General features: G+C 37.9%; 16 protein-coding genes and 1 tRNA gene. 15 read left to right on the plus strand and 2 right to left on the minus strand.

What is annotated here, in order from left to right; translation table 11 throughout:
* Window positions 1-224: 224 nt before the first annotated feature.
* The 11 genes from DX522_RS10340 (at window position 225) to DX522_RS10390 (ending at window position 6,498) form a co-directional block, all read left to right on the plus strand.
* On the plus strand, window positions 225-608 hold the full coding sequence (locus DX522_RS10340; protein ID WP_065243200.1) for a hypothetical protein: 384 nt from the start codon (window positions 225-227) through the stop codon (window positions 606-608).
* 98 nt (window positions 609-706) lie between these two features.
* On the plus strand, window positions 707-1,669 hold the full coding sequence (locus tag DX522_RS10345; protein ID WP_065243201.1) for a hypothetical protein: 963 nt from the start codon (window positions 707-709) through the stop codon (window positions 1,667-1,669).
* Window positions 1,670-1,856: 187 nt separating this feature from the next.
* Window positions 1,857-2,060 (plus strand): helix-turn-helix transcriptional regulator, encoded by a 204-nt coding sequence (locus tag DX522_RS10350; protein WP_065243202.1) that lies wholly within the window; start codon window positions 1,857-1,859, stop codon window positions 2,058-2,060.
* A gap of 11 nt (window positions 2,061-2,071) precedes the next feature.
* Window positions 2,072-2,383 (plus strand): hypothetical protein, encoded by a 312-nt coding sequence (locus tag DX522_RS10355; RefSeq protein ID WP_005633836.1) that lies wholly within the window; start codon window positions 2,072-2,074, stop codon window positions 2,381-2,383.
* Window positions 2,384-2,600: 217 nt separating this feature from the next.
* Window positions 2,601-3,095, plus strand: coding sequence for a host cell division inhibitor Icd-like protein (locus DX522_RS12080; protein ID WP_410002742.1), 495 nt, complete (start codon window positions 2,601-2,603; stop codon window positions 3,093-3,095).
* Window positions 3,088-3,417 carry a hypothetical protein gene (locus DX522_RS10365; protein ID WP_115180731.1) on the plus strand — a complete coding sequence of 110 codons (330 nt, stop codon included), beginning with the start codon at window positions 3,088-3,090 and terminating at the stop codon, window positions 3,415-3,417. Before DX522_RS12080 ends, DX522_RS10365 begins: the two co-directional genes overlap by 8 nt.
* Window positions 3,414-3,614, plus strand: a complete 201-nt coding sequence (locus tag DX522_RS10370; protein WP_115180732.1) for a hypothetical protein — start codon at window positions 3,414-3,416, stop codon at window positions 3,612-3,614. The genes DX522_RS10365 and DX522_RS10370 overlap by 4 nt, the downstream gene beginning before the upstream one ends.
* The gene (locus DX522_RS10375; protein WP_115180733.1) at window positions 3,604-3,810 is read left to right on the plus strand and encodes a hypothetical protein; all 207 of its coding nucleotides are present in this window, start codon (window positions 3,604-3,606) and stop codon (window positions 3,808-3,810) included. The genes DX522_RS10370 and DX522_RS10375 overlap by 11 nt, the downstream gene beginning before the upstream one ends.
* Window positions 3,797-4,300 (plus strand): hypothetical protein, encoded by a 504-nt coding sequence (locus DX522_RS10380; RefSeq protein WP_115180734.1) that lies wholly within the window; start codon window positions 3,797-3,799, stop codon window positions 4,298-4,300. Before DX522_RS10375 ends, DX522_RS10380 begins: the two co-directional genes overlap by 14 nt.
* 1 nt (window position 4,301) lies before the next feature.
* Window positions 4,302-4,745: a hypothetical protein gene (locus DX522_RS10385; RefSeq protein ID WP_115180735.1), complete on the plus strand. Its 444-nt coding sequence runs from the start codon at window positions 4,302-4,304 to the stop codon at window positions 4,743-4,745.
* Window positions 4,729-6,498 (plus strand): phage/plasmid primase, P4 family, encoded by a 1,770-nt coding sequence (locus DX522_RS10390; protein ID WP_115180736.1) that lies wholly within the window; start codon window positions 4,729-4,731, stop codon window positions 6,496-6,498. Before DX522_RS10385 ends, DX522_RS10390 begins: the two co-directional genes overlap by 17 nt.
* Before the next feature lie 172 nt (window positions 6,499-6,670).
* On the opposite strand, the gene DX522_RS10395 is transcribed toward DX522_RS10390, so the two are convergent.
* A complete protein-coding gene (locus DX522_RS10395) occupies window positions 6,671-7,888 on the minus strand; it encodes a tyrosine-type recombinase/integrase (RefSeq protein WP_115180737.1) in 1,218 nt (405 codons plus the stop codon).
* A gap of 191 nt (window positions 7,889-8,079) precedes the next feature.
* Window positions 8,080-8,156, minus strand: a tRNA-Val gene (locus tag DX522_RS10400).
* A gap of 228 nt (window positions 8,157-8,384) precedes the next feature.
* On the opposite strand from DX522_RS10400, the gene pyk reads away from it, so the two are divergent.
* From pyk to pgi, 4 genes are all read left to right on the plus strand, one after another.
* Entirely contained in the window at window positions 8,385-9,821 is a 1,437-nt protein-coding gene (pyk, locus tag DX522_RS10405; RefSeq protein ID WP_115180738.1) for a pyruvate kinase, read from the plus strand.
* 148 nt (window positions 9,822-9,969) lie between these two features.
* A complete protein-coding gene (locus DX522_RS10410) occupies window positions 9,970-11,376 on the plus strand; it encodes a replicative DNA helicase (protein WP_115180739.1) in 1,407 nt (468 codons plus the stop codon).
* 23 nt (window positions 11,377-11,399) lie between these two features.
* The gene (gene alr / locus DX522_RS10415; RefSeq protein WP_115180740.1) at window positions 11,400-12,482 is read left to right on the plus strand and encodes an alanine racemase; all 1,083 of its coding nucleotides are present in this window, start codon (window positions 11,400-11,402) and stop codon (window positions 12,480-12,482) included.
* 56 nt (window positions 12,483-12,538) lie between these two features.
* A complete protein-coding gene (gene pgi / locus DX522_RS10420) occupies window positions 12,539-14,188 on the plus strand; it encodes a glucose-6-phosphate isomerase (protein WP_115180741.1) in 1,650 nt (549 codons plus the stop codon).
* Window positions 14,189-14,207 lie beyond the last annotated feature (19 nt).

Here is a 14,207-nt window from a genome sequence, read left to right on the forward strand (position 1 = left end):
TTCACAACGTGGGGATTTTTTATACGTGACTACATCGCACGAACATATTATCAAATTGCTAAATTCTTAAAATTTTCCCTAAAAAATGCTTTAGGGTACGTACTACAAATTTGTAGCAAAGTTATTATAATCTAAGCGCAAAAATAAGAAATAAACGTAGCTTACCGTATCTAAACTTTGATAAAATAGAACAAGAAATAAACAGGGAAAACAAGGAGGAAAGTATGATTAAATCCGTTTTATCCGCATTTGGTTTATTTGTATTTTCTGCTTTAGATTTTTTGTTGTTTTTAGCCATATTGCTTTTTGTTGGCTTGTTGGTTTTCATCTTTTGGCCAATATTAAAATGGCCTTTACTAGCTTTTCTAATAGGTGCTATTGCCTTCTTTTGTTATCTAATATACAAGATAAAAGAGAAACCAAAACCGCTAGAACAAGACGAAATATTATCTAGCTGGGCGGAACAGGAATTACAACGCCCTATCATTCAACGGATTTTACAAAAACAAGAGGAAAATAAACCGTTCATTAGCGGAACAATAACGCATATTGGAAATGACGGAAAAGAAACTCGATTAGGCAATATCACTATCAATTTAAAGGGATAATTAATCAAATAAAGCGCATCTAGGCTGATCCCCGAAAGCAAGAAACCTTATCTTGTTGGTGCGCTCCTATCATAAGGGCAAATGCGAAAGGGGCGTTTATGGGATTGTTACCACTAGATTTTTACTCTTTAACTCAAGCAGTTGATTTTATTAATCAAAAAACAAATTCGATAATAAAAGAAAATCTATTGTATTCCTATGCTATGGAAGGAAAGATTAGATTTTTATTGAATATTGAAATTAAAGATAATCAATTAGTAAAAATTGGCAGAATGGATACTGAAGGTTTTTTCCTATATGAAGATTCTGAAGTTTATTTCAAAGAGGAAGTGATAGAGTACGAATATCAAAATATATTATCTTTGGAAGATAAGCTATCAAAGATGGAAATAACTTCTGATGAAATTCTTGAGGATAACGGAGGATTGTACTTATCATATAATAAAGAAAATAAAATTAATGAATACAAAGGCTATATAGTTTTACATCCAGAATTATTGGATGTGTTTTGTGAGAAATCATTACCACAGCACTCATTAAGAAATACAAATTATTTGATGTTGGACGAATTTAATGTTCAAAACCCTTTAGAGGCTGATATCTTTAATTCATTTAATTTTAAAATGGAATATCCTTCATATAATGAAGATAATCAGTTGTATATGAAGCATACTTTTCGTATAAATTTTAGTGACATCAAAATATCCTATGATGATTTGATCAAACTTACGCCATCTGGTCACCCTTTAAGATGTGATGATTTAGAGCAAGAAATCAAAAAATTAAAATCAGAGCTTGAGGAAAAGCAAAAGATAATAGACTCTCTTAGTTTAACAAACCAAAGCGGCCGAATAAGTTCTCCACAAAAGCAACTGTTCGCTTTATTGGTTAAAAAATGTTATCCAAAACTTGATAGCAGAAATAAGTTATTTGATGTTATCAACGCAGATCTAAAAGAATCAGGAATTAGAAATACCAATATCGCAGCAGACACTTTTTACAAGTTAATTGATGAATCAAACGACATTATAAAAGCAATTTTCCCACCTAAAAAATCATAGTTTCCTATAAAAGCCTCTTAGTCTTTCGATTTAAGGGGCTTTTTCTTTCGATTTAAGCAATCATTTCTTATTAAGAAGTTAAGCCTTTGAATTAAAAGTGTTTTATTCTTAACATTCCTATCGTTCGAACAACTCAACGGAATAGAACGCTATTCCACAGTGTTAAACAAACGATAGGTATTTTCTTATGAATCCAAATTTAAACCCTCAACAAAAACTAATCTCCGGTGAAATCGCTTGCCATATTGTTGGCTTTGGCCGCACCAAACTCAACTTGCTTGTAAAAGCCAAGAAATTCCCACAACCAATCCGCTTTTCAAAAAACTTTGTCCGTTGGGATTTAGAAGAAGTAAATGCGTGGATTGAAGAACAAAAAGCCGCACGTGCTTAAGGTGGTGGAAGATGAACGAAGCAAGAAAACCAACACAATTCTTAAAAGTGTTACACCGTTTAATTCTTTCTAGCATTAGCGGCATTGATGGTTATTCAATGGGCATGACGTCAGCACGTAACTATATCAGTGAACTTGAACGCAATCATTTAACCGGCAAAGTGAAACGTACAACCGAAAAGACTGCGGATGGAATGGGGCAATATTACCGCTATGAAATCGCAGATGCTGAACAGTTAAAACAGGTGATTGCCATTTACAAGGCTAAGGGAGGTGAGCTTACTGCGCATGAAGAACAGCAAGCCTACTTTCGATTCCGTTAAAAGAAAAACGCCGCAAGGCTATCCAATGCGGCGTTTAAACCTTCTAAAGGTAATTTTTATCAATACGTTAAGGTCATTTAAAAATATGGAAATAATAACCATGAATTTAAATCATAAATATTTTAATCAATATGAAATATTTTTCAAGTTATTTTTGATTGAAATCGCTTTACAAACCACAGTTAATTTTGGCATCATGAACACGCAATCAGAAAAAGTGATTGCCAGCCGTGGAAAGCTGAACTATTTATCACAGGCGAACGACAGCACGCCACAGAACCGTGCTTTTTTTGTTCGTAACATTCGCACACCAAAAGAATATGCGGATTTTGTTTTACATATAAATCCAATCATTCTCTCAATGGTAGAGCGTAATAAGCCGTCTTTGACGGGCTGTCTTCCTGTGATGGCAGTTTTCCACCTTGTTACGTTCTACCGCCCGACCGTGGAAAGTCTAGCGGTAGATTCTGAAAATTTATCACAGGAATCTACGCAAATGTATCAATTCATCTTCGCGGCCATTCGCCGTACTGATTTATCAAATCACCTTCAAAAAATCCGTATTACCGCTGATAGCGAACGCAACGCACGCGCTAAGCTTGCCCGTGAGTTCGTCTTAGTACTTGCTGGAAGAATCAATCTTCAAAACGCTAGTGCTTTATCGGCAAATACTTTTCCTTCAATCTCTTTCGCGGAGGTGGACCATGCTTAGTTATGATGCTATTCAAATAGCTCTTCAAGATGTTGTTAATAGTAACGATGTAAGTAAGCAGACCTTAGAGAAAATTCGCACAGAAAGCGAATGTCTTTGTGAATCTATCGAATATGGCTTAATGGAATTAGGCGATATGGTAAGCCGTTTAGGGCATTTTGCTGATTCTAAGCAGGATTTTGATAATCGAGCGATGAGCAATGACAATGTAAAACATATCGGAGCATTAATTCAAGCCAACGCATATTTTCTAAACACATTGCGCAATGTATCAACAGAAGCCACCTATCACCTTAACGGTGGAAATAAGGGGGCGAAATGATGAGTAACACTAAATTCCCTTACACCCTTGTTTTCACCTATGACAATGGCGACCAGTTCATAGCAGGCGAATATGGCACGTTGAGAGAAGCGTTACAGGCAAAAATCAAATGTAAGCACGAAATAGGACAAGCCAATATTTGCGGCCGAGTGTTAGAAGTGATCACGATTTTGAAAGGGGAAGACAATGAAAGCTAAAAAAATCAAAGCATTCAAAGAACCATATACACCGACACCCGAGCAGTTAGAGAAATCTTGTAAACGGATTAAACAATTCTTAGCCTTTGCAGAAGATTATCTACACTCTGGACACTACAAAGGATTGGCGGCATCAATCGAACAAATCAAGAAAGCAGCAACAATTAGAAAGGTGGCAAGAAATGAAACCAAATAACCCTATGGAACAGCTAAAACAATGGAAAGCGGCAAGTGATAAAAATTTAGTAAGCAGTGGCGAAAACCGCCATCAGTTACAAAAAGCGCCACCGGTGGCGAAAAGTGCCACTGGTAATGGAGAACAGAAAGCTGAAAAAAGAAAAGGTAAGCTGTTTTTTAATCCATTGGCTTTGAAATATTCCCAAATTTCACGTCAATTCCAACTAATACAGGATAGTAACAAACGATGTCTTGAAGTTTATCCGGGGGATTTTCATCACAAGATCAAGTTTCGTGATGAAATAGTGGATTTAATGAATAAATTGGCTGGTGGTGGAAATTTGCTTAACGCATTGGCCAAAGACGGTAATCTATCCCGAGAAGATACGGCCAAATTGAAATATTTCAATCAAGCTAATAAATATCTGCTCTATAAGTTTAGTGAGGTGGTGGAACAGATAGGCGCTTTAAACTCTGAACGATCTGAACAACAAAAGGGGAGTAAGTAAGATGAATATGAATGAAAAATTAGACTACTCAAATTTAAGTGCGGTCGAATTAAAAGCGATTATGTATAGTCAGATGAATTGTGAAAAGAAAGAGGGTGAGACTCATTATTTGCCTTTACCTTATCTGGGTGAAACAATCGTAACGTTAGCGGAAATTTTTGAGAGTTATCCTTCTGAAAAACTCTATGAGTTACGAAATCTACACGATGAACTGTTAGCGACTAATAAGCATTTATTACAACTAGCACCGAATCCTCCTTCATTTAATCCGGAAGAAATAGTAGCAAGTTTAACTAACGATGAAATCATTGATGGATTGCTGAAAAATAGCATTGTCATTTCTTTAGTTGAAACTCTTACATACTTTCAAAAAGTAGTTGCTGAACGTATCAATGATATTGAAAACGGAGTACTTAAAGGGGTGAACAATGGCTCGATTAATTAATGCTCCGCATCTTGCGGATCAACCGCATGAACCTTATTCCGATTTATTTGTGCTAGCTGGCTCTAAAGCATGGCAAGCATGGGATAATGGAAAAGGTGAAGAGTGGCTCTTATTGTGTTCGTTGGTGGATGGTCTAGAAAGTAATCAGAAACCAGTTATTCTAGGTGAAAATCAACTTGATAATATTTCTTCAACGCGTATAGCTAAAGAAGATCAGCAGTTAGTGAAGATTGCTCAATATGGCGAATTAAAACAGGAAGAAATCACCGAAATTTGTCAGAATTTAGCAAAAAATACTTCTGCTAGAGAAGTGAAACTCATTGATGCGGCCGCACAAGTAAAAGAGGATTTAAGCTCTTACATTCAACGCTTGCGAACCGATAAAAAGGCGGCAGATTTAGCAGACCAATTAGCACCGCCCGAAAAACTGAAAGAAAATGACGGAGTAAATAAGAAGGCACGGGCTTTGACGAAGTGGCTAAATATGGATTTAGCATTAAACCCAAAAGACCGAGAATTATATCGCTATGACGGCATAAGCTGGCAGCTAGTAGATAAATTTGAGTTCTTAGATAATGCAGTAACTTTCTTTGATGAACAGGACTTCAATTATAGTGCGCGCTCAATCGAAAGCATTATTGATACAATCAAAATCCAATCGCCAAAAATGGGAACACAGGCGCAAGAGTTGATTGCTTTCAATAACGGCACTTTAAACCGCACTACGTTAGAGTTCTTGCCCCATTATCGGGAAAATTGGTTAATGTCTTATATTCCGCATGAATATCTAAATTCAGCGCAAAATACACCATATTTTGATAAGTGGTTAGAGTTCGTAAGCAGTGGTAAAGAAAGCAAAAAGAACGCTATTCTAGCAGCTTTATACGCAGTTTTAACTAATCGCAACGACTGGCAATTATTCTTTGAAGTAACAGGCGATGGTGGTAGTGGAAAATCTGTTTTTGCTAATATTGCCACGTTATTGGCTGGTGAGCAGAACACAGAAAGCGGGCGTTTAGTGGATTTAGATGAACCGCGCGGGCGAGAAAGCTTTGTAGGTAAAACTTTGCTAATTTGCCCTGAACAATCGCGTTATGGTGGTGATGGTGGTGGATTGAAAAGTATTACAGGGGGCGACCCTGTGAATATTGACCCAAAACACCGCACTAAATTTAAAGCGGTTATTCCGGCAGTAGTCTTAATCGTTAATAACGAGGCGACTAGATTTACAGAGCGTAGCGGTGGGATTGAGCGAAGAAGGGTAATCTTTCACTTTGACAAAGTAGTACCTGAAAACGAGCGAGATCCTAATTTCATGGATAAGATTGAGAGGGAAGTAGGGGGTATTATTTACAAACTAATACATAACTTTGAACAACCTGAAACCGCTAAGGCTGCTTTAAAAGAGCAACAAACAAGTGATGAGGCCTTGGAAATAAAAAGCGAATCTGACCACATCACCGAATTTTGCGGATATTTCTATACTACGCCACAGAATGACGGCTTGTATATAGGAAATGCGAATCAAGTCAATAAGTCAAAAACGCATCTTTATCCGGCATACTTAGCCTTTGCTGTAGCGAGCGGCATTACAAATACCCTTACTTTGAGAAATTTCTCAAATTCATTAAAGCAAGGATTTGCTCAACATAAAAATAAATTTGAGTTCTCTAAGGTTAAGGGAAAATATGGATATCGCTCCAATGTTCACTTCAAAAACTATGAAGAGTTCCAAAATGAGTTCAATTCATAAACCAGGAAAAGGGGGCGAAAGCCCCTTTTTTTATGCTTTTTTCTTAAAAGGTGAACAATTAGGGTGAACAATAATGTTCACCTATTCACCCGTAACTATATGAAATAAAAAGTTAAATTGACAAGGTGAACAGGTGAACCAATTTTTGTAATATTTTTTACACGCCGCTAATTCACACGCTTTCTTTTTCGCATTGCTCCACAAAATCACTCCATAATTGCATCACAGGGCGGCGGAGTTCTACATAATCGTAACGGTTATATGCCTGACTTGTTTTATTCCCAATGCTATGAGCAAGACAACTTTCAGCAATACGGAAATCAACTTGCTGATTTTCTAAAAACGTTCTAGCTATCGATCTCAATCCGTGAGCATCTTGAATCCCTTTGTAACCTATTTTTCTCAATGCGTTAGCAATTAGTTCTTTACTGGCTGATTGGTTAGGTTTGTGGTAGTGAGAAAATACGAATTTGTCATCACCTGTTATAGGTTTCAATTCTTTCAGAATATCCATCATTAAAGACGAGAGAGGAACAATGTGCGGAAATGCCCCTTGTCTTGTTTTTTTCATTTTTTCGGCTGGGATAGTCCATAACTTTTTATCAAAATCAATTTCAGACCATTCAACAGAAACCGCCTCGGCCGGACGAACCATTGAAAGTAATTGCCAGCGGAACAAAACCTTTGTTAGATAATCCCTGTTTGAATTTTTGAAGTCTTGTAATAGTTTCGGTAGTTCTTCCGGTTTGATTGCTGGGTGATGTTTTTGAGGCTCTTTATGGTAAGCATCAGATGCTTTCAAGCAAGAATTAAACGAAATCAATCCGATTGTTACCGCATAATTTAAAATCTGGTTAGCGAGGTTTAATAAACGGTGCAGCGTATCATTGAAACCTTTTTCATTTAATTGACGAACAGTTTTAATCAGTAAAGGGGAAGAGATCTTATCAATAGGATAATTTCCAAGAGTAGGGAATAGATAATTTTCTAATCTTGCCCAATTCTTTTCCATTGTCATAGGCTCAATTTCTTTACTTCTTTTTTCTTTCCAAAGTAAAGCGACTTTATAGAAAGTATTTTCGTTCTGACCGTTTTTAATTAGTTCTTGTTCTTTTATGTATTCTTGCGGATCGATGCTTTGAGCAAGTAGGGCGCGATATTCTTCACGTTTTTGACGAGCTTGCGCAAGTGTTATAGCTGGATAAGTTCCAATAGTAAAAGATGTGCGCTTATTTGTTACTGGGTGATAATAATTAAAAATCCAAGCCTTAGCACCAGTAGGCTTAATGCGTAAAAAAAGACCGTTACCATCACTTAGATTGTATTCTTTATCCTTTGTTTTCGCTTTATCTACTTCGGTATTTGTGAGCGGTTTAGTAACACGAGGCATCATTTTTCCTTGGTTTTAGTAACAAGATTTTTCGAAGTTTATCACCTTGTTACTAAACTTGTTACTAAAAAACGCGGTTAAAGACAATTAAATCTGATTGGTTGCGATAAGTAAAAGGGCTGAAAAGCCTTGAAAACACTAGGGAAAACAAAACCCCGCGAGTAGTTTCGCGGGGCTGTGTTTAGGGTAAATGGTGCGACTAGCTGGACTCGAACCAGTGACCCCCACCATGTCAAGGTGGTGCTCTAACCAACTGAGCTATAGTCGCGTAAAAGATGTGGCAGATGATAAACAGTTTTAATGATGAAAACAAGGGGATTTGTTTCAAGTTAAATTTAGCTGCTAAAAAAATAACCAAAATTTGTTGCAAAAACTCTCAGTGCTTGTTTTGATTTTGCGGTGGTTTAAGCGTATAATGCGCAGCGTTTTTTATCTCGGATGATCCGAAATTTAAAAAAATCTTATTAAAATTGTAACCATTTGTGGAGTTTAGATAATGTCTAAAAAATTAAGAAGAACGAAGATTGTATGTACAATGGGTCCTGCAACAGACCGCGATAACAATCTTGAAAAAATTATCGCAGCAGGCGCTAATGTTGTGCGTATGAACTTTTCTCACGGTACACCAGACGATCATATCGGCCGTGCTGAGCGCGTTCGTTCAATCGCGAAAAAATTAGGTAAAACCGTGGCAATTTTAGGTGACTTACAAGGTCCTAAAATTCGTGTTTCTACTTTTAAAGATGGCAAAATTTTCTTAAATGTTGGTGATAAATTTATTCTTGATGCGGAATTACCAAAAGGTGAAGGTAATCAAGAAGCCGTTGGTTTAGACTATAAAACTCTTCCACAGGACGTTGTTCCTGGCGATATTCTTTTATTAGATGATGGCCGTGTTCAATTAAAAGTCCTTTCTACTGACGGTGCAAAAGTATTTACTGAAGTGACAGTTGGTGGTCCATTATCAAACAATAAAGGGATCAATAAATTAGGCGGTGGTTTATCTGCAGATGCATTAACTGAAAAAGATAAAGCAGATATCATCACAGCTGCACGTATCGGTGTAGATTACTTAGCTGTATCTTTCCCTCGTTCAAGTGCGGATTTAAACTATGCACGTGAATTAGCAAAACAAGCAGGTTTAGACGCGAAAATCGTTGCTAAAGTTGAACGTGCTGAAACCGTTGTTGATGAAGCAGCAATGGATGATATCATCCTTGCTTCTGATGTGATCATGGTTGCGCGTGGTGACTTAGGTGTTGAAATCGGTGACCCAGAATTAGTTGGCGTACAGAAAAAATTAATTCGTCGTTCACGTCAATTAAACCGTGCGGTAATCACTGCAACTCAAATGATGGAGTCAATGATCAGCAACCCAATGCCAACTCGCGCAGAAGTGATGGACGTGGCAAATGCGGTATTAGATGGTACTGACGCGGTAATGCTTTCAGCAGAAACAGCAGCAGGTCAATATCCAGCTGAAACTGTGGCGACAATGGCTCGTGTATGTTTAGGGGCAGAAAAAATGCCTAGCATCAATATTTCTCATCACCGTCTAGATCGTGAATTCAGAGATATTGAAGAATCTGTGGCAATGTCTGCAATGTATGCAGCAAACCATTTAAGTGGTATTGCTGCAATCATTACATTAAGCCACTCTGGTCGTACACCATTATTAATGTCACGTATCAGCTCAGGTTTACCAATTTTTGCACTTTCTCGTGTTCAAGAAACCTTAAACCGTTGTGCATTATACCGCGGCGTGACACCTGTTCATTTTGATGGTGAATCTCGTAGTTCTGCGGGTGCAAAAGCAGCGATTAACCTATTAAAAGAAAAAGGTTATTTAGTTTCAGGTGATCTTGTTTTATTAACACAAGGTGATGAATCAGAAGGCACAACCAACGTTTGTCGTACTTTAACGGTTGAATAATCAACATTTCTGAATAAAAAAGAGCGGTGGATTTTTCCACCGTTTTTTATATCTAAAATATTGAAAATATTGACCGTACTTTTTTCTTAAAACCATCTCTTATTTGCGGTATCATAAGCACAGTTTTTTAGTTTAAATTGAAATCCTTATGGCATCACAACGACAAATCCAATCATCTGATCATAAAACTGAACAAGTTAGCATCCCGCCTCATTCTACTGAAGCTGAACAAGCCGTACTTGGCGGCATCATGTTGAGTAATCAACATTGGGATGGTATTGCTGAAAGAGTGATTGCTGAGGATTTTTATACTTTTGCGCATAAAGCAATCTTCCAAACCATGGAAGAATTAATGCGTAACCAAACACCGATTGATTTAATCACCCTTGATCAAGCTCTTAAAGCTAAGGGTATTAGTGATTCTGTAGGCGGTTTTGCTTATTTAGCGGATCTTTCTAATAACACGCCAAATGCCATTAATATTTTGGCTTATGCTGAAATCGTGCGTGAAAAAGCGATTTTACGTGAGCTTATTGCAGTGGGAAATCGTATCGCTGAAAACAGCTATTCTCCGAAAGGCAAAGACATCAAAATGGTGTTGGATGAAGCCGAGAGAGAAGTGTTTGCTATTGCTGAAAAACGCAGTTCTTCAACTGAAGGACCACAAAATGTGATCAGCGTGTTGGAAAGTACTATTGCTCGAATTGATACCTTAAGTAAGCTTGAAAATCATAGTGGTGTGACAGGGATCACAACGGGCTTTGTTGACTTAGATAAGAAAACAGCAGGGTTACAACCTTCTGATCTTATCATTGTCGCTGCACGTCCTTCTATGGGAAAAACCACCTTTGCAATGAACCTTTGTGAAAATGCCGCCATGGCAAGTGATAAGCCTGTGTTGGTATTCAGTTTAGAGATGCCTGCGGAACAAATCATGATGCGTATGATTGCCTCTCTAGCTCGCGTGGACCAAACCAAAATTCGTACTGGTCAAAATTTGGATGAAACGGAATGGAGCAAAATTGCCAGCGTATTTGGGATGTTTAAGCAAAAAAACAATCTTTATATTGATGATTCATCTGGTTTAACCCCAACGGAATTACGTTCTCGCGCGCGTCGTGTGTATCGCGAAAATGGGGGCTTGAGCATGATTATGGTGGACTACCTTCAATTAATGCGCGCACCTGCATTTTCAGATAACCGTACCTTAGAAATCGCGGAGATTTCCCGTTCTTTAAAAGCCTTAGCGAAAGAATTAGAAGTCCCCGTTGTAGCTCTTTCTCAGCTTAACCGTACGTTGGAACAACGTGCAGATAAACGTCCGGTAAACTCAGATTTACGTGAATCAGGCTCTATTGAGCAGGATGCTGACTTGATTATGTTTATTTATCGTGACGAAGTGTATAACGATAACTCTGAAGACAAAGGTATTGCTGAAATCATTATTGGTAAACAACGTAACGGCCCGATTGGACGTGTACGTTTAGCATTTAACGGTCAATTCTCACGCTTTGATAACCTTGCCGAACAGCGTGAATACAGAGATGATTATTAGACAAAAAATAACGGATTAGAAAAATGAACGTGAAACCGGCAACAGCGAAAATCAGTTCGCTTGCCTTAAAACATAATTTACAAGTTATTAAAGAAAAAGCGCCCCACAGTAAAATTATTGCTGTGGTAAAAGCAAACGCATATGGTCACGGTGTGGTATTTGTCTCATCCGCTTTAGAAAGCATGGTGGATTGCTTTGCTGTGGCACGCTTAGAAGAGGCGTTATCTTTACGCTCTAACGGTATTATTAAACCGATCTTATTGCTAGAAGGCTTTTTTGATGAAAAAGATCTGCCTATTATTGCAGTAAATAATATTGAGACGGTGGTACATAACCGCGAACAGCTTGAAGCATTAAAACGAGCCGTAGTACCAAGTCCAATTAAAGTTTGGTTAAAAATTGATACCGGTATGCACCGTTTAGGTGTATCACTTGATGAAGTGAATTATTTTTATCAAGAGCTGAAAAAACTCCCTCAAATTCAACCGCACTTAGGTTTTGTGAGTCATTTTAGCCGTGCTGATGAGTTAGATTCAGATTACACTCAAGTTCAGTTAGATCGTTTTCTTCAAGCTATAAAAAATAAAGAGGGAGACCGAACCATTGCCGCATCAGGTGGGATTCTATTCTGGCCAGAAGCGCATTTAGATTGTATTCGCCCAGGGATTATTATGTACGGCATTTCACCAACAGATACTGTCGGCGCTGAATTTGGTTTAATCCCCGTGATGAACTTAACTTCTTCATTGCTTGCGGTGCGAGAACATAAAAAAGGTGAACCTGTTGGCTATGGTGGTATTTGGACGAGTCCGAAAGATACTAAAATTGGCGTGGTTGCCATTGGTTATGGTGATGGATATCCGCGTGATGTGCCAGAAGGTACGCCAGTTTATCTAAATGGTCGTATTGTTCCTATTGTTGGTCGTGTCTCAATGGATATGCTAACGGTAGATTTAGGCGAAGATAGCCAAGATAAAGTCGGTGACGAAGTGATTTTATGGGGTAAGGAATTACCAATTGAAACGGTAGCTAAATACAGTGGTATTTTAAGCTATGAACTGATTACAAAATTAACGCCTCGTGTTATAACAGAATATGTCGATTAATTGTTTTTGCAAGAAAGCAAAAATGTAAAGAATTCAATTTTTAAAAGGAAATATTCATGAAAAACATTAACCCAACCAATACACAAGCTTGGAAAGCACTTGAAGCTCACCAATCTCAACTAGCTCATACCACCATCGCTGATTTATTCAAACAAGAACAAAATCGTTTTAACGATTATTCTTTAACTTTTGAAAATCAAATCTTAGTGGATTTTTCAAAAAATAAAATTAACCAAGAAACCCTTAAATTACTTCATCAATTAGCCAAAGAATCGGCATTAGATGAAGCAATTAATGCCATGTTTACGGGCGAAAAGATTAATCGCACAGAAAATCGTGCCGTATTACATACCGCACTTCGTAACCGTTCAAATGCACCAGTATATGTAGATGGTAAAGATGTGATGCCGGAAGTGAATGCGGTATTAGCGAAAATGAGTGCGTTCTGTGATCGTGTGATTTCAGGTGAATGGAAAGGTTATACCGGAAAAGCAATTACTGATGTGGTGAATATCGGTATCGGTGGTTCGGACTTAGGCCCTTACATGGTGACCGAAGCGCTTCGTCCTTATAAAAATCACTTGAATATGCACTTTGTTTCAAACGTAGATGGTACACATATCGCTGAAACATTGAAAAAAGTCAATCCTGAAACCACACTTTTCTTAGTGGCATCTAAAACCTTTACCACACAAGAAACCATGACCAATGCGAATTCTGCGCGTGATTGGTTACTGGCGGCAGCGAAAGATAACAGCGCGGTGGCAAAACACTTTGCTGCACTTTCGACCAATGGTAAAGCGGTAGCAGAATTTGGTATTGATACAAACAACATGTTTGAGTTTTGGGATTGGGTTGGTGGCCGTTATTCTTTATGGTCTGCAATTGGTCTTTCAATCGCACTTTCAATCGGTTTTGACAATTTTGAAGCGTTATTAAGTGGTGCGCATGAAATGGATAAACATTTCCGTACTGCGCCATTAGAAAAAAATATCCCTGCAACATTAGCGTTAATCGGTTTATGGAATACCAATTTCCTCGGTGCACAAACTGAAGCAATTTTACCTTATGACCAATATTTACATCGTTTTGCGGCTTATTTCCAACAAGGCAATATGGAGTCAAACGGTAAATATGTCGATCGTAATGGCGATGTTATCCGTGATTATCAAACTGGCCCAATTATTTGGGGGGAACCAGGTACAAACGGTCAACATGCGTTCTACCAATTGATTCACCAAGGTACGATGTTAATTCCTTGTGATTTTATCGCGCCGGCACAAAGTCATAATCCATTAGGTGATCATCACAGCAAATTGTTATCAAACTTCTTTGCGCAAACTGAAGCACTTGCTTTTGGTAAAACTAAAGAAGAAGTCGAAGCAGAGTTTGTGAAAGCCGGTAAATCGTTGGAAGAGGTAAAAGACATTGTGCCATTTAAAGTCTTTACAGGTAACAAAGCAACCAACTCTATTTTAGTGCAGAAAATTACACCATTTGTTCTTGGCGCATTAATTGCGATGTATGAACACAAAATTTTTGCACAAGGTGTGATTTTCAATATCTTCAGTTTCGACCAATGGGGCGTGGAATTAGGTAAACAATTAGCGAATCGAATTCTTCCAGAATTGGCAGACAAAGAGAACGTTTCAAGCCATGATAGCTCAACCAATGGATTGATTAACCAATTCAAAGCATGGCGATAAGATAATGGAAAGCAAAAGA

Origin of the sequence: Haemophilus parainfluenzae (assembly GCF_900450995.1) — a bacterium.
In the GTDB taxonomy this organism is placed as follows: Bacteria; Pseudomonadota; Gammaproteobacteria; order Enterobacterales; family Pasteurellaceae; genus Haemophilus_D; species Haemophilus_D parainfluenzae_O.

Coding starts and splice junctions, on each gene's coding strand:
- DX522_RS10395 (WP_115180737.1), bottom strand. CDS start 7,888: ATGCCTCGTGTTACTAAACCGCTCACAAATACCGAAGTAGATAAAGCG.
- DX522_RS10410 (WP_115180739.1), top strand. CDS start 9,970: ATGGCATCACAACGACAAATCCAATCATCTGATCATAAAACTGAACAA.
- DX522_RS10390 (WP_115180736.1), top strand. CDS start 4,729: ATGGCTCGATTAATTAATGCTCCGCATCTTGCGGATCAACCGCATGAA.
- DX522_RS10380 (WP_115180734.1), top strand. CDS start 3,797: ATGAAACCAAATAACCCTATGGAACAGCTAAAACAATGGAAAGCGGCA.
- DX522_RS10340 (WP_065243200.1), top strand. CDS start 225: ATGATTAAATCCGTTTTATCCGCATTTGGTTTATTTGTATTTTCTGCT.
- DX522_RS10375 (WP_115180733.1), top strand. CDS start 3,604: ATGAAAGCTAAAAAAATCAAAGCATTCAAAGAACCATATACACCGACA.
- DX522_RS10345 (WP_065243201.1), top strand. CDS start 707: ATGGGATTGTTACCACTAGATTTTTACTCTTTAACTCAAGCAGTTGAT.
- DX522_RS10355 (WP_005633836.1), top strand. CDS start 2,072: ATGAACGAAGCAAGAAAACCAACACAATTCTTAAAAGTGTTACACCGT.
- alr (WP_115180740.1), top strand. CDS start 11,400: ATGAACGTGAAACCGGCAACAGCGAAAATCAGTTCGCTTGCCTTAAAA.
- pgi (WP_115180741.1), top strand. CDS start 12,539: ATGAAAAACATTAACCCAACCAATACACAAGCTTGGAAAGCACTTGAA.
- pyk (WP_115180738.1), top strand. CDS start 8,385: ATGTCTAAAAAATTAAGAAGAACGAAGATTGTATGTACAATGGGTCCT.
- DX522_RS10365 (WP_115180731.1), top strand. CDS start 3,088: ATGCTTAGTTATGATGCTATTCAAATAGCTCTTCAAGATGTTGTTAAT.
- DX522_RS10370 (WP_115180732.1), top strand. CDS start 3,414: ATGATGAGTAACACTAAATTCCCTTACACCCTTGTTTTCACCTATGAC.
- DX522_RS10350 (WP_065243202.1), top strand. CDS start 1,857: ATGAATCCAAATTTAAACCCTCAACAAAAACTAATCTCCGGTGAAATC.
- DX522_RS10385 (WP_115180735.1), top strand. CDS start 4,302: ATGAATATGAATGAAAAATTAGACTACTCAAATTTAAGTGCGGTCGAA.